Raw genomic sequence first — 18,097 nt, forward strand, 5'->3', positions numbered from 1 at the left:
CGTCTTTCAGTTAATGGATATTTTTCGATGCTGGCTTCGCTGCACCTTTGGCTCATTCCTCTCAATCCGCTGCTGGCTTCTGTGCGGCCATTACCCGGGGACGATGTGCTGCGGACCAGTTTGAGTGACGCTGAGCGTGAGCGATTGGCCGGCTTTACTCATGCCAGTGCCAGGCGTGCCAATTTGCTGTCCCGTGGCATGTTGCGTCAGGTGTTGAGTCAGCATGGGCCGCTTGCGCCTGCAGACTGGCAATTGCAGATCGGGCCGCAGGGCAAACCGGCACTTGCAGATGCTCAGCGTGATGCCCTCCGGCTGGCTTTTAATGTCAGTCACAGTGGTGATTGGCTGGCTATTGTAGTGCTGTGCGGCGCGCAGCAGGGTCAGGAGCTGGGGGTGGACATTGAACGTGTTCGCCCAGGAGTATCCACCGACAGTGTGATGAGCCGCTTTTTTGCGCCAGTGGAAGTGACGCAGCTCAGCAGCCTTGAGGATGCCCAAAGGCGTCAGGCGTTTTTTGATTTGTGGGCACTGAAGGAGTCCTTTATCAAGGTCACGGGACAGGGGCTTGCCTGCCCGCTGGACAGCTTTGCGTTTGAGATCAGTACGCTGGGTTGTGAGCCAGCACCAGCCGGACAAAATGTGCCGCTTGCGCCTGCCAATCATGGCTTGCAAGCCACTGAGCAAGGAGTAGCATGGAATTTCGTCGCTCTGTCCGGCGCTCAAACTCAGGGCTTTGGCAGTCGCTTTGCCCGCCTGACAGATGAATATCGGGTCGCTCTGACCACCTGTGCCTCGCTGAATGATGTCCCTATCCAGAGTCGTTATTGGTAACACGGGTTTTTCATCGATAACAACCGGTTAAAAACATGCGCCCGGTCAACTTTTGAAGCTGATGCAGTCCGTATACTCGATTCAGGACTGCAGAGGAAGGTTCACTCGGGTCGTCGCATCTCTTGTTATTCAGCTTCCTGCCGGAAGCTTTGTCGGGTGCATCAGTGACTTGTCTCTGTGGCGATTGCCTGCTGCAGAGTCTGCACGGGCCAACGGGTAGCTTTCCCAGTACAAGGAGGCCACACTATGGCTGAGTATCGCACCGGACAAATCCGCAATTTTGCCGTGTTGGGACACACGGGGGCGGGTAAGTCCAGCTTGCTGGAGGCGCTGCTGTATGGCGCCAGGACGATTGCCCAAAAGGGCAGGGTCGATAAAGGCACTAACCATGCCGACTTCACCCCACAGGAAAAAGCACACCAACACTCTCTCGAACCTTCCTTCCTCAACATCGACCTCAACGGTTACCACATCAATCTGATAGACACCCCGGGATTACCTGACTTTTTCGGCAGGGCATTGCAGCCGCTGCCTGCGGTGGAGTCCGTGCTGTTGGTGATCAATGCGGCCAATGGCATTGAAAGTGTCACTGCCAGAGCATTCAGTGCCGCACGCGCCCAGGGGAAGGCGGTGATGCTGGTGGTCAACCATATCGACGGCAACGAAGCCGGGCTGGCGGCGTTACTTGATGCCATTCAGCTGCAGTTTGGTCCCCGTTGTTTGCCGGTGAATCTGCCGGGACTGGACAATGATGTGGTGGATTGTTATCTGCATCCTGATTTCCATGCCAAAACGCTGTTTTCCGATGTGTCTTCCGCTCAGGAGCGACTGGTGGAAACTGTACTGGAGGAAGATGACCAGCTGATGGAACTCTATCTGGAGCAGGGCGAAAGTCTGACTCCGGAGCAACTGCATGAGCCACTGGAAACTGCACTGCGTATGGGACACCTGGTGCCCGTATGTTTTACCAGCGCTGAAACCGATACCGGTATCAGCGAATTGCTGGAGCTGCTTATTCAGCTGATGCCCAATCCCAGAGAGGGTAATCCGCCGCAGTTCGTGAATGGCTTTGGTGACAGGGCTCGGCCGGTCGAAGTCAGTACCAAATCCACTGACCATGTGCTGGCCCATGTGTTTCGGGTCAGTATCGATCCCTATTTTGGTAGGATAGCTGTGATGCGGGTATATCAGGGGCTGATCACCAATGGCATGAAGCTGTTCGCCGGCGTTGACCGAAAGCCCTTTAAGGTCACTCATCTGCTGACCCTGCAGGGCGATAAACAGGTTGAGATGGGGCAGGCGGTGCCCGGTGATATCTGCGCCATTGCCAAAATCGATGAGCTGGAAGTGGGCTCTGTGCTGCATGACAGCCATGATGAAGATGAATATCACCTGCCTTCACTGGCGTTGCCACAACCGATATTTGGGCTGGCGGTGTCCTCCAGGCGGCGCGGCGATGAGCAGAAGATTGCGGAGGTACTGGGCAAACTGGTGGCTGAGGATCCCAGTCTGAGCATCGCCCGCAATGAAGCGGAAGGGCAGACTGTACTGCAGGGGCTGGGTGATTTGCACCTGCAGATTGCACTGGAAAAAGCGCTGCAGGTATTCAAAGTGGACATGGATACCCAAAAGCCGGCGGTGGCTTACCGGGAAACCATTCTGGGGCAGGCAATCTGCAGATACCGACACAAGAAACAATCCGGCGGTGCCGGTCAGTTTGGTGAAGTGGAACTGCGGGTTGAGCCTCTGCCGCGCGGAGCCGGCTTTCAGTTTGAATCCAAAGTGGTGGGCGGTGCGATACCCGGCCAGTACATACCTGCGGTGGAAAAAGGCGTGCGTGAAGCGATGCGTGCCGGGGAGCTGGCCGGATTCCCGGTGGAAGACATTAAAGTGACTGTGCTCGATGGCAAGCATCACAGCGTGGATTCCAAGGAAATCGCCTTTGTTATGGCCGGTAAAAAGGCGTTTATGGATGCGGTAGCCCAGGCCAGTCCCGTCATTCTTGAGCCCATAGTACAGCTGCAAATCAAGGTTGACTCCTCTCAGGTGGGGGATATTACCGGTGATATCAGCAGCCGTCGCGGCATGGTGTGCGGCACAGAAGCGCTCAATGATGGCTGTGTGGTGGTCAGTGTTGAAGCGCCATTGGCGACTGTGGATGATTTTGCGACCCGGCTGAAGTCCATTACAGGCGGTGAAGGGGAATACACCATGGTGTTTGCCCGTTATGAACCTGTGCCGGAAAACGTGCAGCAACAGATAGTTGCCGATAAGGCATAGTGGAGTTTGGATGTCCCTGTGTTATGCCGTGAGACAGGAGGTGAAAAATCCAGAGATTGATGTCAGGTTGGCAAGAAATAAGCTTGCATTGACTTTGTTTGATACCGGGGCCGATACTCAAAAGGCAGAAGGATATTATTGGCAAACAGCATTCTGTTTTGACCTGCCAGTATGGTCCCGGGTGACGTCGGATAGTCCGGTTTGTCACAGCAGGGAGAAAGCAAGCAGGCACTGCAAATTCAGTTTGTACCTGTAAGCAGCACCAGAGCTTTAACGCCAGGTTATCGAACCTGAGCAACGCCAGTGGCATAACCGCTTTGTTGTTGCCCGGGCGACCAGTCAGATAGTAGATTGGCCATAGACGTGCCGATATATTGCCCGGATTGAACCGGTCGAAAGACGTGTCGCCCTGAGGTATGAGATGTTCACTTTTGACAAAGGAGGCGAACTGAGTTTGAGTCATATCAGCGTAACAACCCAAACAGCGCCTTTCGGCGCTGTTTCCTTTGATACATTCAATCGCACAGTGACATCAGTACTTGGCTTCCAGCGTCAGCCATAGCTTGTCTGTATCAGCACTGAAGGCATAACCGGCATCGGCACCACTGAAGGCGGCGTATTTGACACTGGCTTCATAGTATTTGGCAAACTTGTAACTGGCGCTGACACCCCACTCCTGGCCCATGTCCACCTTGCCGCTATCGGATTCAAAGCTGTGGTAAACCGCGAGCAGATCGATGCCTGCAAGCTTGGTATCCAGTGCCAGATAGCTGTCTTTAATACCTTTGTCCCAGTTGCCGGCGCCGCCGAACAGGAACTTATCCGTCCAGCCCTGAAACTTGTGCAGGGTGGCCAGCGGCGTGATAAAGCCTGCTTTACCGTCATCTGAGCCCAGCACTTCATGGCCCAGTTTGACGCCAAACAGGGAGAAGTCCGCTTTGGCTTCGGCAAGGTAGTAGTCGGCATCATAATTCAGCAGATTGTTGTGGGCATTACTCTGGGTAGCGTATTCCAGTGCATAGCTCAGACCGACAGGAGCAAATTTGGCGTTGCCTGTCAGGCGAAGACCATAAGTATCTGTAGAGAAGCGGGCGACTGCCAGATTATCGATTAGATAGGCATAGGCGGTAAGTTGTACTTGCTCAAGGGCTGCATAGTGCAGATTGATTAAGTGGGTTTTGTTTTTGTGATCTGATTTGCCTGAGTCTTCACTGAAGATGCGATTGACGTTGTTGATATAACCATAAAAGGCGGTCAGATCTGTGATGCCTGAGCTCACAGCGGTGAAACCATCATAGGTTTGCTCATTCTGGCGGAATCCAACGCCCCCCACGAAACGCTGGTTATCCAGCAGGATCCGCTGACGGCCATATTTGAGCAGCGAATCCGCCGGAGCGCGGTAACCCAGGTAAGCCTGGTTGATTTCGGTGTACTCATAATCAGCGATCAGTGGCTCTTCATGACTGGCTCGCACATCATCGACTTCCGTCATCACAAACAATTTGTAGATGTCACTACTTTGATAACTCAGGCGGGTTCTCAGGGTTGTTTGATCTTCTTTGGCCAGCGGTTCCATATCCACCTGCTCATAGCGGGCGCGGAATTGCAGATTCAATTTGGCATTATCGATAAGCGCAGTTTTCAGTTCATCAGCCTGAGCAGATACAGATCCCAGTACAGTACTTATTGCCAGCGCAGTGACGGTTATTCTCATTATTTCTCTCCAGACAGGGTAGGGCTTAGCGGAGAGTGTTGTGGTTTGGTGCTTGCTGTTTTTTGATCTAAAACAAAATGTATTTGAAAATTAAAATGCTGTTAACGAAATGGGATCCTGGTCAATGACGTGTATATACAAAGTGGTATATATTTTTTGGTAGTTTTTAATCTTGACTGTGTTTTAAAGCCCCGACATTTTTTTCGGGGCTTCTTTTTGTCTGTCACCCGATATTACTGGCGGGCCAAACGCTGGCTTTCCGGTGCATGTTCAAAGTCACTGCGAAATGGGTTGATATCCAAACCACCGCGACGGGTGTATCTGGCGTAGACAGTAAGCTTACTGCAGTGACAAAAACGTTTTAAATCCATGAAAATACGCTCTACACACTGTTCATGGAATTCATTGTGCTGACGGAAAGAAATCAAATAACGCAGCAATTTCTCGCGATCAATTTTAGGCCCCTGATAACGGATCATCACACTGCCCCAGTCCGGTTGCGAGGTGATCAGGCAGTTGGACTTGAGCAGATTGGAGTTGAGAGTTTCTGCGACAATCTGTTTATCGTCAGTGCTGTCTTCAAGATGCTCAGGACGGAACTCAAAGTCATTGATTTCAATGTCCAATTCATCGATGCAGTGGCCAGGCAATTCAACAATTCGCTGATGACCAAACAGTTTCGGCTCAATGATATCGACTTTAACTTCGCCATCGGCGCAGCGTGACAGGTCCGCAGTCAGCATCTGCTTCAGCTTATCTACTGAGTCAATCCGGGTCTGATTGAAACTGTTCAGGTACAGTTTGAATGACTTGGATTCCACCAGATTTTTACTGTCGTGATTTAAGAAAAATTCGGCAATGGCCACCATGGGTTTGCCCTTGGCATTCAGCCAGGACAATTCATAGCCAGTCCAGATATCTGAGCCGTGAAACGGCAGCGGGGCTGTGAGATTGATGGCATCGCGGTTTAAAGTGCGGGGAACGCCCTGCAGCAATGAGGCATCGTACTCGGACTTATAATCGGTGGCTTTACCCAGAGTCAGTCCACTTAGCTCATCTGCATGCTGGTAAGGGTCGTGATGCTGTGTCATCTAAAATCATTCCATGTCAAAATTAAGACTGAATTATACCTCAAATTGGGATCTGCTTAAGTGTCTTGTTTGGCTGCGCTGCAAAGCTTTTTGAATCTGTATGTTAATGCTTATCGCTCGAAACTGGATGAGTATCCACGCTATTACCCGAAGGGGGAGTCATCAAGCTGTGTGGTCAGCGGTGATGCCCGGTCGGATGAGGCGGTGCAATGGCAACCTGTAGAGCGTCATACTGTCGGGGACTTCAGCAATGTGGAGCAGGCGCTGGAACTGACGCTTCATCCGGACATCAATGAGTTTTACGGTCATTTCTGGAGCGCGCCAGTGTTGTTTTCCAGCAGTCAGGGCGATGGCGAGCTGACAGCAGTGTGGAATCAGCAGGATTTTGAATACCTGCAGCAAAACGTCATTGGTCATCTGATGATGAAACGTAAATTGAAACAACCACTGACCTGGTTTATTGGCCTGCTCGATGACGGCGAGAAGATGCTGACCGTCAATAATGAGGATGGCAGTGTCTGGACCGAAATTCCTGGTGAGGTGCAGCAGGAAAAACTGGCTGACAGCCTGGCGCAGTTTATCGCAGGTTTGAGCCCCAAAGTGGCACCACCGGTCCGACATGAAGATTTGCCTATGCCGCAACTGGAACATCCGGGAATCATGGCGCGTTTGAAAGTGATGTGGAATAACCTCAGAGGCAAAAGCTGACAGGCTTGCCTGTAGAGGTTCAGATGTATTAGTTCAGATGTAGTGGTTCAGACCCAATCCAACAGCGCGTTGCAGGACGCGCTTTTGGTCTACACTCCCAACACTGGGTGTGGCTTCTGCGCTTACTCCCTAAAGCCTGACCCTGTTTTGGCCCCTGAACCTTCTTTGACTTTCGAAACTTCTCGGATAAGTAAATCCAGTGCTTGTCAGTTGCTTATACGCCTAATCCATTTCCCCCTTTGCCGTTTTGTCCGATCGCACCCAGAAGAAGGCTTGTCTGCCCTGGATAGCTTTTTTGCTGAGCGTTACCTGGGCGTGTAGCTGGCTTTTGACATTCTGTCGGGCCTTGCCCCGTCATTCCTCCCGCGTGCGGCCATCAATGTAGCCAGCGCAGCCATCACTCGATGCAGGCCACTTTTCCGCCAATTTCGGGTGGCAATTTGGACTTCGCCCAAACGAGTGGTTAAAAAATGATCTTGCAATTCAGTGTCGGCTAATGTTATGCATATTACTATGTATAACAAAGTATGTGGTGATGCATGGTTGATGAACTAGCTTCGAACAGTCAAACCGAGAAATGGGATGTGCAGTTGCGCAAAGGTACGCTGGAGCTGGTGGTACTTGGTGCTCTGTGGGGAGGAGAGAAATATGGTCTGGAGTTACTCAGGTTGTTGCATCGTTACCCGACCATGCAGATTACCGAGGGGACGCTATACCCACTGCTTGATCGGCTTAAGCGGGACAAGCTGATAAGTGCCCGCTGGCATCAGGAGGGAGAATCCCGTCCACGCAAGTATTTCCTGCTGACCGAATTGGGTGAGCAGAAATTATTGGAGTTGCAGGCCAAATGGCGTCAATCCGTTGAAGATATCAGCGCATTGTTATCACAGGGGAAGGCGGACAGCCAAAAAACAAATGGAGCGTCAGATGACTGATTATCAATTGATACATGATTACCTTAAAGCGCTGGCCAAGTACTTGGGGCGTCTGGATAAGGCCGATGCCGAGGAAGTGCTCAAAGAAATTGAGTGCCACATTATGGATGTGTTGGACGCAGCGGAGGCTGACGGGCAAACGGTGGATATCCCCGCCGTTTTGCAAGGCTTTGGGTCACCACGGGAGTTAGCCAGATTGTATGTGGACCATGTGCTGCAGGGCACACCACCACCTGCGGGGTTTAAAGCCATTCAGATGGTGAAGCGCGGTGTAACCGGCACTCTGTATGTCGGCATGGCCGTCTTTGGCTACCTGACCGCATTTTCCCTGTTGCTTACCGGGCTGTACAAGCTAGTCTCGCCCCGGCAGGTCGGTGTCTGGAGTGCCGCAGATGGTAACAGCTTTATCGTCGGCATGGTTGAGAGCAGCTCCGGGCAATCACAGGAATTGCTGGGCTGGTGGTATACCCCGCTGGCACTGGTGTTAAGTATGGCGATTGGGTATCTCACCTGGCGGGTATTGAAGGGACTCAAGCAGGGGTAGTCGAGTTCGAAGGTTGCTATGGTTAACTTAAATCTGCATGCCCATAAACACTTTCTGATTAACGCTTTACTGTTACTCATGATTGCTGTCGGCATTGGACTGTGCCTATTTGGGAGGCAGTGAGTAGGCGCTGAAGGTCGGAACAGGTGCGGGTGTTCGGTATTGATGCGGCGCATCCGCTGGATTATCGACTGATGTTTCCGTCTCGGACGTCGCAGGGCTCGCTGACGGCTACTATCGATTAAAGCGGCTGTTGCTGACCCAAGATGCGGCTTATGTTCGCCCTGACAGAATAAAGCAGCCGTATATTGGCAATATTGCCTTGTGAACACTTGCGCTAATCTGATGCCTGATAAGCGTTTGAGGAGTGCAATTGATGAAAGTACTTAAGGTGTTCGAAAGTTCGCCTGCTCAGGATGGGGACGGGGTGCGAATTTCCCGGGTGGCTGATTTTTCCGGTAAATTGCTTGACCCTTTTTTAATGATTGATGAGCTTAAATCCGAGGATAAAAGCGATTTTATCGGTGGGTTTCCACCCCATCCTCACCGGGGGATTGAAACCTTTACCTATATCCTCAAAGGTGGTTTTGAACACAGAGATCAACTGGGGAATTGCAAACATATCAATGCCGGTGATGTGCAGTGGATGAGCACTGGCTTCGGGATGGTGCATTCAGAAATGCCACTGGCTGATCATGATGGAATGCACGGTTTTCAGATTTGGGTGAACATGCCTGCCAAAGACAAGCTCAGGCCGCCGCGTTATGCCGACTCTGTTGCCGACAAGTCGCCTGAATTAACCGATGACGCGGGCTCGCGCCTGCGGATTCTGGCTGGCCGCTGGACCCTGGCGGAACAGACGGCAGTTTCCCCCATCGGTCCGCTGGCGGCAGAAGCTTCGATAGCGGATCTGACTATGACGGCCGGCAACCTGGTAACGCTTGACCTGAGTCATCATCAGCAGGCATTTGTGTATCTCTACCGTGGACGACTGAGCGGCTATGTGGCTGGCCAGCTTCTGCTGCTTGACCCTGCATATCCCATTGAATTGCAAACTGAAGATGATTGTGGCTTGCTCATATTCTCGGGTAACAGAATCGCTGAGCCTGTGGCACACATGGGACCTTTCGTCATGAATACCCCTGCAGAGCTGATGCAGGCGGTGCAGGACTATCAGGCAGGTAAATTCGGCAGTATCGGTTGATCAGTCAGGCGCGGATGTCAGCCTGACATACCGCGCAGCACCATCTTGTTGTAGCTGACCATGCCTATCACTTGATGATTTTCAATCACAGGTGCGCGGCTGATACCGAAGCGTTCGAATAGCCTGGCGCAGTATTTGATTTGCATGTCGGGCTCGACGCTCAGTGCGGGTTTGGTCATGATCTCATAGACATTGACCCGCTCGGGAGAACGATCAGCAGACAATACCTTGCGGGCGATATCGCTCAGTAACACTATGCCGAACTCATCGTCGTCATGACGTTTTTTAACAATCAGGGTTTTTACCTGATGCTCCCGGGCGATAGCGATGGCTTCTGCCACGGTGATCAAACCATCAACCATGGCGAAGCTGCTTTGCATCACGTCCCTGACCCGTATTTTGGTATTGGTATTCATATCTCATCCTCGACAACTTTGGTCAATTCCTTGATTTGATGGGCGACCCCGACGGCATCTTCAATATCCAGCTGCACCGCGATACCACGGCCTGATGCCTGATCAAACTGTCCTACCTTGCTGATGGTTTCCAGTACCTTGCGCGCCAGATGTTCCTCAACCACAAACAGCACAACATCGCGCTGTACATCCAGCGTGAGACCAAAAAAGGTGCGGTGTTTGGTCAGGCCTTCTCCCCGCGCGTTATTGATTACGGTCGCGCCGGTTGCGCCAACATCTCGGGCGGCATCCAGCACGGCTTCAGTGTGGGCATCTTCGATAAAGGCCACAATCAGTTTGAATCTCATGGCTTCTCCTCAGGTTCCTGACGACGGTTCAGACATTGGGTCAATTGGGCATAGCCCATCACGGTAATCATAGGAAACAGACTGGCAAAGGCGATAAGACCAAAGCCATCCATCAACGGGTTACGGCCGGGAACGGTTGCCGCCAGTCCCAGCCCCAATGCGGTCACCAAAGGCACTGTCACGGTTGAGGTGGTTACGCCACCGGAATCGTAAGCCAGTGGCACGATGAATCGCGGGGCAAACTGGGTTTGGATCACCACCAGGATATAACCCCCGATAATGTAGTAATGCAGCGGATCGCCAACCACAATCCTATAGCTGCCAAGGGATATCCCCAGCGCGACCCCGGTGGCAACGGCAAATCGCAATCCGTTTACTGAAATGGCGCCGCCGGATACCTGACTGGCTTTGATGGCTACGGCGATCAGCGAGGGTTCTGCCACTGTGGTACTAAAGCCAATCGCGGCGGCAAACAGGTACACCCAGTAGTAGTGGCTCCAGTCAACCTGTACAAGCAGAGCCGCCTCCTCACCAAATAAAAACACCGGATCTGTCAGCTGCCTGGCCATGGACTCTCCAAGAGGAAACAGAGCCAGTTCCAGTCCCATCAGGAATAACGAAAGTCCTAAGGTGACATACACCATACCAATAATAACCCGGGGTAGATTGGGCATGGGCTGACGTAATACCACCAGTTGAAAGATGAAAATGAGCGCCACTATAGGCAGTACATCCATCACGGTATTTTGCAGTGTGGCAAGAAAACTATGGAGCAGGTCAGTTGGCATCATGTGACTATCATCCCGTACAGCATGACGAAAATCATTGGCGTCAGTGATGCAAAGGCGATAAGGCCGAAACCATCTACCATAGGGTTTCGCCCTTTAATGACGGTGGCCAGCCCAACTCCCAGCGCGGTGACCAGGGGCACTGTGATGGTTGATGTAGTCACGCCACCTGAGTCGTAGGCAATACCAATAATGCTGCGCGGAGCAAAGGCCGTGATGATCACCACCAGGATATAGCCGCCGATAATTAATCTGTGGATGGGCCAGCCTTTGAGGATCCGCAGCACGCCAATCACAATTGCGAGCCCCACAGACAGTGCGACCGTGATCCGCAGTCCTTCGGCATAGTTGTCCATGGCAGTTTTATTATTGGCGATCAGCCCGCCGTTGGCGGCGACGTCAGCCGCTTCTGCCGCGACAGCGGTGAGTGCCGGCTCCGCGATGGTGGTGCCAAACCCCAGACAAAAGGAAAACAGCATTAACCAGAATACGCTGCCTTTGCGGGCCAGGGCGTGCGCCATGGATTCACCAATGGGAAACAGTCCCATTTGCAGGCCGAATATGAAGAATGTCAGCCCAATGACAACCAGCAACAGGCCAATCAGGATAGAGGCCAGTTCGGGAAGAGGTTGTTGCAGCACCGCCAGCTGGAAAAAGGCGATGACTGCTATGATGGGCAGCAAATCCCTCAGGCTTCCCAGCAGGGCGCTGAGCAGCGCTCTCAATCCTTGCACGGCGGCTCCTTATCCTGTTGAAAGACATCTTTATGTCAGTGCTTTCAGACTAAAAGGCTGATACGTCAATGTAAATCAGCCAACAGGATAAAGTTGTCCGGCCAGTGGGAATGACTCAATAAACCGGCAGTCAGGCAGGAGACAGGCGCTGGTGGATTTCATGTTGGGCGGCGTCGCCGGTAAGCTCCATAACATCGGGTACCGGGTTGGCGGTGGATTGCAGATAGTCCTGCAACTGCCCGCGGCTGAGCGCTTTGGCGTAAAGCCAGCCTTGCTGGCTGGTGATCCCCAATTGATACAGCATCTGAGCCTGAGTGGTATCGTTCACCCCTTCAGCTATCACTGCAATCCCCATATCACGGGCAATTGCCTGATAGGATTGGATGAGCGCCAGTTTACTTTCGGCGGTGCCCAAACGTCTGACAAATTCCCTGTCTATTTTCAGGTAGTCAAATTCCAACTCCTGAAGATACAGGCTGCCGCCGTAACCGGTGCCGGCATCATCCAGTTTGAACTTACACCCCATATCCCGGCAGCGGCGAGTAAACTGTTGCAGCAGGTGCCATTGAGTCACCGGCAGCCGTTCAGTCAGCTCCAGACTGAGATACTGCATTGGATAGCCCCGTCGGCAGAGAGACTCGAGCACACTGAGTAATTTCCCCTGTTCAACATCTCTGGCGGTGATGTTGACACTGAACCAGCTCAGCTGGCCCGACTCAACAAAAGGCTGCAGTTCATCAAATGCGCTGGTAACGACCCAGCGGGTGATTCGGGGCATCAAAGGATCCTGCTCCAGCGCCCCGATGAAATCAGCGGTATTTCTGGGAGTGCCGTCTCGCTGTCGCCATCTGAGCAACACTTCTACACCAACAGGACGCTGTTGCTTCAGATCGTAGATAGGCTGATAAACCAGATAAAACTGCTGCAGACGATAGGCATGCACAAATCGCAGATGCCAGATTTTTTTAAGAATCCAGGGGCTGGTGAGGATAAACAATTTGATTGTCAGTAACGCAACGCTCAGCAGCCCAAAAAATAGCAGCAGCGTCAACCTATGGGAAACAGTCTGATCTTTAATCAACTGCAATCTTATGCCGGTTTGTGGAAGTTGTACCTCGAGACTGTCGCCGGGAGCATGTTTGCCGTTCAGGTTAATTAACTCGGTACCATTCTTCAGATACACAATTAATTGGGTATGTGACGAGGGCATAAACAGTGATTTCAATTCCAGCATACCGCCCAGAGGTGTATAGAGTTCACAATGTTTGGTTTTCAGCCCGGCATACAAAGGTAATTCTGCCCTGAGATTCAGTCTGTCTACCATCTGGTAAAGATTGATGGCGGAGCCCAATTTCCCTGCAAGGTAATAGTAATTGGGTTTAGGCGGGAGAGACTCTCCCACGGCTGAGCAAACATATTTGTCGTTATTGAACTTTACCCACACCATGGACTGATTATGACTAGTAAGCATCTGTTTACTAAGCAGATTGACTGTATCCTGCGAGCAGTTGCTCACTCCGGTTTCGCTGAGCAGTGCCTTGACATTCTGCAGTTGAGTTTCGGCCAACTGCGTCTCCCGTTTCAGGATTTTCTCTGCCATCAGAGCTGATTCCTGCAGCCGCTCGCGGACAATACAGTGACTTATCAGGTGAGCTGTGATGCCACAAAAAATAAGTATGCCCGCAGCAAAGGCAAATCGCCAAAACATAGCGCTGAAACGGCTGGAGTAGTGCGTCATAGTCATCAGGATTTAAAATACCTGAATGGCAAAATTAAACCTTGGGTATAATTTTCAGGCGTCACAGTGTCACATAATGTCAGCACGAATCCTTTTTCATTTAATGAGAAAAGATAATCAGTAATATAGTTAATATTGTCTGATAATTTATGTTGCAGCTCATCAGCTGAAAATAATAATATTTCCGCTGGTTGAATATGTTTGAGTTGAGTATCTAAATTACATGTCAGCGCAAACTGAGCACCATGGTCTTTTAATAAGAACTCGGCCTGCTTGGTATAAGGCGCGAGAGCCAGGTCAAGGCAATTGATTACCATTACCAGAGTATGTGATTGGGCCGTCATGACGGAGTTCAAATTAAGCAATTGCTTAACCGTGGCGGTATCCATCAATATGTGTCGCGGTAACTTAAGAAATATCTTAAGTTGTGATTCGCCCGGGAAGCTGGATTGTGTCAACCTTCGGAGCAGTCGCTTAAGCATAGCGTTATAGGCAAGTGTAAAATATAACGACTGCTCACTGGCCTGCTTACCGGTTAACTTTTGTGTCAGCCAGCTGGATGTTAATTCATAGCCACAGAGTTTTCCTTCTCGGGAAATGATGTTGGCGAGTTGAAAATGATAGGGGCAGTAGGCTTTTACTCCATCATGACACACAGCATGACAAGAGGGCTTTGGGTAACCTGTTGTATTTTTGCAATAATCATGAAATAAGCAGTTCATATTGTTCCACGTATTTGGGATCAACGCCGAAAGCTGATTGAATAAAAGGAACGAGAATGTACGTTACTTAACCGTTTGGTTCAATAACTATTTATACTTTTTGAGAGATGATTTTAATATGATTTGAAGTATCAAAAATCAAAAGCAAATTAAAAATAATCCTGACGTTAAAATTCAAAATCATCGCCAAGAATTTTATATTTCATTATCACAAAGTCAATAAATTGACGTTCGTCAAATTATTGTTGAGTTAACATTCTGGAGTTGTATAAGTGTGCTGTCGGTATGGCGAACGGCTACGGGAACGGTTCGCCACACCTTCCACTGTGGCTATCATCTTCAGCAGGCGAAGGTCTGCAATATAAAGCCTGCTATTGATGATCCCATGACAGATTGGACACAATCCGGCAAGGTTCGCAGCGGAAATGGAACATATCCAGCAGCGGCTCTTCCAGCTTCCAGTCGTGACTCCCACAGCGGGGACAGGGGCGATTATACTCTGTGGCTTTATCTTCGCCGCCAACCCGATACAGATAGTAGTAGGTTGGGATTTTGGTCAGAAATTCTATACGGCCACGCAAGTCCCAGCCTCGGCGGAACAGATCGCTGCCGGGAGAACTGATCTCTTCCAATGCGGCGAACTCTGCTTTGGTGGCGGCTGCCATCTGTAACTCATCACAGGCCTGCCATTCCGATTGCCAGCGAATAATCCGTTTGTGATCTCCATTGAAGGTCGCGGGAATTCGGTACAGGGGAATAGGCAGCAGATTGTCTCCGCTGCGCAGCGGGGAGCACATATGAACGTAACTGGTGTAGAGAATCTGCCAGTCGGCAAACTCAGTGGCGCTCACTTCTGAGTTGATGTCCTGACCGATCAGTTTCTCTCTTGGGGCCAGTATTTTGGCTTCAGTCAGTTCCTGCAGCGCAACCTTAACCCAGGGACTGTTGAAGCTGTAGTGTAGGCTCTCTTTCTCCGGGATCAGCAATCGGACACGAAACTCACCATCATTGAAGGCGACAGCAAACTCCCTTCCCAGCACCTGACCGTTGGCGCGATAGGCTTCCAGCAAATTGTTGATGGCTTTTTCTGCCGCAGTAATAGTGGTATCGGCAAAACATTCAAAGCGTAATTCGGTCACGAACATCAGTCTTGTTGCTCCAGTTTGGTGACTCTTTGTACCAATTCGTTGTAGGCCGTCTGCAGCGTCTGCAGTTGTTGGCGCAATGTCATCAGTTCATCCAAATTTGCTTGTGGTTGTTCATTGGCTGGCGATGATGTCACGGGGACCACTTCGATCGCTTCGAGCTCTTCTTCAGACAGTGCTTTAAATCTCTGAAGTCCCTGCACCAGTATGGGCATGGGGACCGATTTGAGTTTGGCTTTGAGTAACGCCAGGCTTGGGGTTTTGCCTGCCAATCGCAGACTGCGTGCTGCAGCCAGTACTTGGTCGATTTGACTCATAAGTGATGATATATCCCAAACAGCGGCATAAAACCGTTAATAAAATTATTTAAAAACATATAGTTAAGTATTGGCCCATTTTGTGCTTCATGGTCAAAATCTAAAAACAGCACAAGAGGACGTTTTGATGAAAGCCAAGTTTATTCCATTGTTGCTTGCCGGGGTAGTCACTGTCGGTTTGAGTGGATGTGTTATCAACGTGGGGGAGGAGGGCTATAGCCAGAGCAACAGCAACTGGCAGCATGACGAACAGCGCAATCGTGAGCTTATTGCCAATTTGCAGCCCGGCATGAGTATTGACGCAGTAAAATCAAAAATGGGTGTCGCCGACTTTGTAGAAGCCTTCAGTCGCGATGAGGGGCTGGTTGAAGTGCTGTTTTATCGTACGCAAAGGGTCGACAGTGATGGACGTACCAGTAAAGATGAGTGTACTGCGCTGGTCTTCAGACAGGGCGCACTGATTGGCTGGGGAGAGCGGGCTTATTCAGCCATATAATTAGTGACGGGCTCAGCTTGTCGTGGCACTGACTACGGCAAGCCTTTACACTGAGATAATAGATAATTAGTTATATCAACCTGTTACAAGTATGGTTAAGGTCCGGTTTGGCGTACTCTGGCATCCAGCTGATCCAGTAATTCACTCCAATTGCTGTCCTGCATCATAGCCTCTTTGATAAATTCCCTTTGAGCCGAATTCCAGAATGGAGCATCACTCAGGCAGACATCAGCAGGTAAACGGGTACCTGCAATAAATGTCTCAATACTTGGCTCATCAGCAGCAAGCCCAAGCTGAGCGAATAAATGGCTTAGATCTGTGGGTGTTGTATCCATAGCATATCCGGCATTCAATAATAGCGAATGCTCCAAGCATCCTCCTATGACAAAAAAAAGCAATCACTCTTAACAGCCGACGGAATCCCTGTTAGGTTAATTTTATGTGATCTTGATCAAGGAAATCATGAATGGAAACGCCAGCTTGTGAAAATTATCGGGCCGTCTATTTGACTGCGGAAGATCTACGTATTGCCGCATCAATAATCTATAACGCCTATCATGATGACCCTTTTTTTCGCGATGTGCTTTATCGTGGAGATTTACATCTGTACGAACAGAAATTGCGGGCAGCAATTCGCGAGGAACTCAACGAGCTGTGGCAGCAGGAACAGACTTTGGTGGGGCTGTTTGAAGAGGACAGGTTGGTTGGCGTGGTATGTGTATTTTCGCAACAGGCCGGGATCGGTGAGGGACGCTTCTGGCATTGGCGGCTGAAAATGATGCTGAATACCGGTTGGAAATCAACCCAGGCATTGATGAGTAAGGAATCCAGTATCCTGGAACATCTTCCGGGCAAAAACTGTGCAGTGATCCAGTTTGTTTGTGTTGCTCCTTTTGAACAGGGGAAAGGACTCGGCGCCCGGCTTTTGCGGGCGGTAACCAGTTGGTGTGATGAGCAGCCTGAGTTGGATGGTGTAGGGGTGTTTGTATCTCAGCAGTCTCATGCTCATTTATTTAATCGGCATCGATTTATTCCTTTAACTCATCTGACTATTGGCAATGTAGAAGGTGATCTGATGTTCTATAAAAGGCAACCGGATGAACAGTAGAGCGTTTTCCAGTTTCTGGGAGTTTTACCCTTTCTATCTGGAACAACACCGCCATCCAGTATGCCGGGCATTACACTTTATCGGGAGTGTGTTTGTGCTTCTCCAACTGGCTTGGATAACCATCTCAGGGAGCTGGGGCTGGTGGTGGACGATACCGCTAATCGGCTACGGATTTGCCTGGATTGGTCACTTCTTTTTTGAAAAAAACAGGCCAGCAACATTTCAGTACCCCTGGTATTCTTTGATGGGTGATTGGGTTATGTTTTGGTAAATGTTGATGGCGTTCACAAAAAAGTTTCGTGGCGCGCAAGGTGAAACACCGTGAGCCGTGTAAGATATATCTCACAAAGGTGTAGGACAAAGTCTATTTCTTGCTAAGAAAAATACCAGCGCATGTAAATTTTTTCTTGTTTATCAATGCGATAAAATTGTATTGCCTGAGCTTTACAGTTAATTGATGAATTTGTGTTCATCCGCTTTTCAGCTTCCGATATACACTTAAGTGGTAGCCAAGAGACAGGATGTCATGGTCACGGACTGACAGGAAGTTGGACGCAGATCACAGGACGATATGCGCAGACCCAATCAGCAATAACACGGCTTACTTCATGGATGGTATGGCACAGGACAGTGCAATCCCCTGGGATGAAGGGAAAATGGATTAAAGGATATCGAGTTTGCACGGATTGTGACTCGGATTGGCAGGACGCTGAATCGCGACAGGATGAAGCGATATTACCAGGATAGGTAAATGCAAGGATGCGGTACGTAAGTACAGGGATTTCATGGATGCAGGGATGTTAGCGAAGGACGCACTGCAAACGCATGGATGGTGCAGGGAGCACGAGAAATAGCAGGACGGCTTACGAGAAGATGAGGGGGCGCGTTGTATAACGCGCCCCTTTCTTGTTTTGTATTGCCCGACAGCCCGACAGCCCGACAGCCCGACAGCCCGACAGCCCGACAGCCCGACAGCCCG

20 protein-coding genes are annotated in these 18,097 nt (G+C 50.5%); 9 read left to right on the forward strand and 11 right to left on the reverse strand.

From position 1 onward, the window contains the following. Positions 1-27 precede the first annotated feature (27 nt). The gene (locus tag ACRRUX_RS17900; RefSeq protein ID WP_432532868.1) at positions 28-831 is read left to right on the forward strand and encodes a 4'-phosphopantetheinyl transferase family protein; all 804 of its coding nucleotides are present in this window, start codon (positions 28-30) and stop codon (positions 829-831) included. A gap of 246 nt (positions 832-1,077) precedes the next feature. Continuing rightward, the gene (fusA, locus tag ACRRUX_RS17905; RefSeq protein WP_432532870.1) at positions 1,078-3,111 is read left to right on the forward strand and encodes an elongation factor G; all 2,034 of its coding nucleotides are present in this window, start codon (positions 1,078-1,080) and stop codon (positions 3,109-3,111) included. Between the two features lie 532 nt (positions 3,112-3,643). Here fusA and ACRRUX_RS17910 read toward each other — a convergent pair. Next, the gene (locus tag ACRRUX_RS17910) at positions 3,644-4,825 is read right to left on the reverse strand and encodes an alginate export family protein (RefSeq protein ID WP_432532872.1); all 1,182 of its coding nucleotides are present in this window, start codon (positions 4,823-4,825) and stop codon (positions 3,644-3,646) included. A gap of 233 nt (positions 4,826-5,058) precedes the next feature. Then, positions 5,059-5,916 carry an NADPH-dependent 7-cyano-7-deazaguanine reductase QueF gene (gene queF, locus ACRRUX_RS17915; protein WP_432532874.1) on the reverse strand — a complete coding sequence of 286 codons (858 nt, stop codon included), beginning with the start codon at positions 5,914-5,916 and terminating at the stop codon, positions 5,059-5,061. A 60-nt stretch (positions 5,917-5,976) separates the two neighbouring features. Between queF and syd the strand changes: the two genes are divergently transcribed. The 4 genes from syd to ACRRUX_RS17935 all read left to right on the forward strand — a co-directional run bounded on the left by syd (position 5,977) and on the right by ACRRUX_RS17935 (position 9,307). Then, positions 5,977-6,624, forward strand: a complete 648-nt coding sequence (gene syd / locus ACRRUX_RS17920; RefSeq protein ID WP_432532876.1) for a SecY-interacting protein — start codon at positions 5,977-5,979, stop codon at positions 6,622-6,624. A 539-nt stretch (positions 6,625-7,163) separates the two neighbouring features. Next, positions 7,164-7,559 (forward strand): PadR family transcriptional regulator, encoded by a 396-nt coding sequence (locus ACRRUX_RS17925; protein ID WP_432532878.1) that lies wholly within the window; start codon positions 7,164-7,166, stop codon positions 7,557-7,559. Beyond that, positions 7,552-8,103, forward strand: a complete 552-nt coding sequence (locus ACRRUX_RS17930; RefSeq protein ID WP_432532880.1) for an HAAS signaling domain-containing protein — start codon at positions 7,552-7,554, stop codon at positions 8,101-8,103. The genes ACRRUX_RS17925 and ACRRUX_RS17930 overlap by 8 nt, the downstream gene beginning before the upstream one ends. A 376-nt stretch (positions 8,104-8,479) precedes the next feature. After that, on the forward strand, positions 8,480-9,307 hold the full coding sequence (locus ACRRUX_RS17935; RefSeq protein ID WP_432532882.1) for a pirin family protein: 828 nt from the start codon (positions 8,480-8,482) through the stop codon (positions 9,305-9,307). Positions 9,308-9,324: 17 nt separating this feature from the next. Here the strand turns inward: ACRRUX_RS17935 and ACRRUX_RS17940 are convergent, their stop codons facing one another. The 8 genes from ACRRUX_RS17940 to ACRRUX_RS17975 all read right to left on the reverse strand — a co-directional run bounded on the left by ACRRUX_RS17940 (position 9,325) and on the right by ACRRUX_RS17975 (position 15,514). Then, entirely contained in the window at positions 9,325-9,723 is a 399-nt protein-coding gene (locus ACRRUX_RS17940) for a CBS domain-containing protein (protein WP_432532884.1), read from the reverse strand. Continuing rightward, positions 9,720-10,070, reverse strand: a complete 351-nt coding sequence (locus tag ACRRUX_RS17945) for a P-II family nitrogen regulator (RefSeq protein WP_432532886.1) — start codon at positions 10,068-10,070, stop codon at positions 9,720-9,722. Before ACRRUX_RS17945 ends, ACRRUX_RS17940 begins: the two co-directional genes overlap by 4 nt. Next, entirely contained in the window at positions 10,067-10,858 is a 792-nt protein-coding gene (locus tag ACRRUX_RS17950; RefSeq protein ID WP_432532909.1) for a DUF1538 domain-containing protein, read from the reverse strand. The genes ACRRUX_RS17945 and ACRRUX_RS17950 overlap by 4 nt, the downstream gene beginning before the upstream one ends. Then, positions 10,858-11,592, reverse strand: coding sequence for a DUF1538 family protein (locus ACRRUX_RS17955; RefSeq protein ID WP_432532888.1), 735 nt, complete (start codon positions 11,590-11,592; stop codon positions 10,858-10,860). The genes ACRRUX_RS17950 and ACRRUX_RS17955 overlap by 1 nt, the downstream gene beginning before the upstream one ends. Positions 11,593-11,722: 130 nt before the next feature. After that, positions 11,723-13,192, reverse strand: coding sequence for an EAL domain-containing protein (locus ACRRUX_RS17960; RefSeq protein WP_432532889.1), 1,470 nt, complete (start codon positions 13,190-13,192; stop codon positions 11,723-11,725). A gap of 143 nt (positions 13,193-13,335) precedes the next feature. After that, a complete protein-coding gene (locus ACRRUX_RS17965) occupies positions 13,336-14,052 on the reverse strand; it encodes a hypothetical protein (protein WP_432532891.1) in 717 nt (238 codons plus the stop codon). A 371-nt stretch (positions 14,053-14,423) separates the two neighbouring features. Continuing rightward, positions 14,424-15,197, reverse strand: a complete 774-nt coding sequence (locus ACRRUX_RS17970; protein WP_432532893.1) for a Zn-ribbon-containing protein — start codon at positions 15,195-15,197, stop codon at positions 14,424-14,426. Continuing rightward, the gene (locus tag ACRRUX_RS17975; protein ID WP_432532895.1) at positions 15,197-15,514 is read right to left on the reverse strand and encodes a hypothetical protein; all 318 of its coding nucleotides are present in this window, start codon (positions 15,512-15,514) and stop codon (positions 15,197-15,199) included. Before ACRRUX_RS17975 ends, ACRRUX_RS17970 begins: the two co-directional genes overlap by 1 nt. Before the next feature lie 127 nt (positions 15,515-15,641). On the opposite strand from ACRRUX_RS17975, the gene ACRRUX_RS17980 reads away from it, so the two are divergent. Continuing rightward, positions 15,642-16,010, forward strand: coding sequence for a DUF3192 domain-containing protein (locus ACRRUX_RS17980; protein WP_432532897.1), 369 nt, complete (start codon positions 15,642-15,644; stop codon positions 16,008-16,010). A 95-nt stretch (positions 16,011-16,105) separates the two neighbouring features. Here the strand turns inward: ACRRUX_RS17980 and ACRRUX_RS17985 are convergent, their stop codons facing one another. Then, entirely contained in the window at positions 16,106-16,345 is a 240-nt protein-coding gene (locus tag ACRRUX_RS17985; RefSeq protein WP_432532899.1) for a DUF2789 domain-containing protein, read from the reverse strand. 131 nt (positions 16,346-16,476) lie between these two features. On the opposite strand from ACRRUX_RS17985, the gene ACRRUX_RS17990 reads away from it, so the two are divergent. Both ACRRUX_RS17990 and ACRRUX_RS17995 read left to right on the forward strand, forming a co-directional pair. After that, complete coding sequence (locus ACRRUX_RS17990) at positions 16,477-17,118, forward strand: GNAT family N-acetyltransferase (protein ID WP_432532901.1); 642 nt, start codon at positions 16,477-16,479, stop codon at positions 17,116-17,118. Then, a complete protein-coding gene (locus ACRRUX_RS17995; RefSeq protein ID WP_432532903.1) occupies positions 17,108-17,389 on the forward strand; it encodes an Mpo1-like protein in 282 nt (93 codons plus the stop codon). Before ACRRUX_RS17990 ends, ACRRUX_RS17995 begins: the two co-directional genes overlap by 11 nt. Positions 17,390-18,097: the final 708 nt, after the last annotated feature.

The sequence above is a fragment of the Shewanella sp. GXUN23E genome (assembly GCF_050865035.1).
In the GTDB taxonomy this organism is placed as follows: Bacteria; Pseudomonadota; Gammaproteobacteria; order Enterobacterales; family Shewanellaceae; genus Shewanella.

What these genes read in the sequence shown, in the direction of transcription:
- ACRRUX_RS17930 (WP_432532880.1), top strand. Translation starts at nt 7,552, where the DNA reads ATGACTGATTATCAATTGATACATGATTACCTTAAAGCGCTGGCCAAG.
- ACRRUX_RS17995 (WP_432532903.1), top strand. Translation starts at nt 17,108, where the DNA reads ATGAACAGTAGAGCGTTTTCCAGTTTCTGGGAGTTTTACCCTTTCTAT.
- queF (WP_432532874.1), bottom strand. Translation starts at nt 5,916, where the DNA reads ATGACACAGCATCACGACCCTTACCAGCATGCAGATGAGCTAAGTGGA.
- ACRRUX_RS17990 (WP_432532901.1), top strand. Translation starts at nt 16,477, where the DNA reads ATGGAAACGCCAGCTTGTGAAAATTATCGGGCCGTCTATTTGACTGCG.
- ACRRUX_RS17970 (WP_432532893.1), bottom strand. Translation starts at nt 15,197, where the DNA reads ATGTTCGTGACCGAATTACGCTTTGAATGTTTTGCCGATACCACTATT.
- ACRRUX_RS17980 (WP_432532897.1), top strand. Translation starts at nt 15,642, where the DNA reads ATGAAAGCCAAGTTTATTCCATTGTTGCTTGCCGGGGTAGTCACTGTC.
- ACRRUX_RS17975 (WP_432532895.1), bottom strand. Translation starts at nt 15,514, where the DNA reads ATGAGTCAAATCGACCAAGTACTGGCTGCAGCACGCAGTCTGCGATTG.
- ACRRUX_RS17950 (WP_432532909.1), bottom strand. Translation starts at nt 10,858, where the DNA reads ATGCCAACTGACCTGCTCCATAGTTTTCTTGCCACACTGCAAAATACC.
- ACRRUX_RS17935 (WP_432532882.1), top strand. Translation starts at nt 8,480, where the DNA reads ATGAAAGTACTTAAGGTGTTCGAAAGTTCGCCTGCTCAGGATGGGGAC.
- ACRRUX_RS17960 (WP_432532889.1), bottom strand. Translation starts at nt 13,192, where the DNA reads ATGGCAGAGAAAATCCTGAAACGGGAGACGCAGTTGGCCGAAACTCAA.
- fusA (WP_432532870.1), top strand. Translation starts at nt 1,078, where the DNA reads ATGGCTGAGTATCGCACCGGACAAATCCGCAATTTTGCCGTGTTGGGA.
- ACRRUX_RS17940 (WP_432532884.1), bottom strand. Translation starts at nt 9,723, where the DNA reads ATGAATACCAATACCAAAATACGGGTCAGGGACGTGATGCAAAGCAGC.
- ACRRUX_RS17965 (WP_432532891.1), bottom strand. Translation starts at nt 14,052, where the DNA reads ATGAACTGCTTATTTCATGATTATTGCAAAAATACAACAGGTTACCCA.
- ACRRUX_RS17945 (WP_432532886.1), bottom strand. Translation starts at nt 10,070, where the DNA reads ATGAGATTCAAACTGATTGTGGCCTTTATCGAAGATGCCCACACTGAA.
- ACRRUX_RS17985 (WP_432532899.1), bottom strand. Translation starts at nt 16,345, where the DNA reads ATGGATACAACACCCACAGATCTAAGCCATTTATTCGCTCAGCTTGGG.
- ACRRUX_RS17910 (WP_432532872.1), bottom strand. Translation starts at nt 4,825, where the DNA reads ATGAGAATAACCGTCACTGCGCTGGCAATAAGTACTGTACTGGGATCT.
- ACRRUX_RS17900 (WP_432532868.1), top strand. Translation starts at nt 28, where the DNA reads ATGCTGGCTTCGCTGCACCTTTGGCTCATTCCTCTCAATCCGCTGCTG.
- ACRRUX_RS17925 (WP_432532878.1), top strand. Translation starts at nt 7,164, where the DNA reads ATGGTTGATGAACTAGCTTCGAACAGTCAAACCGAGAAATGGGATGTG.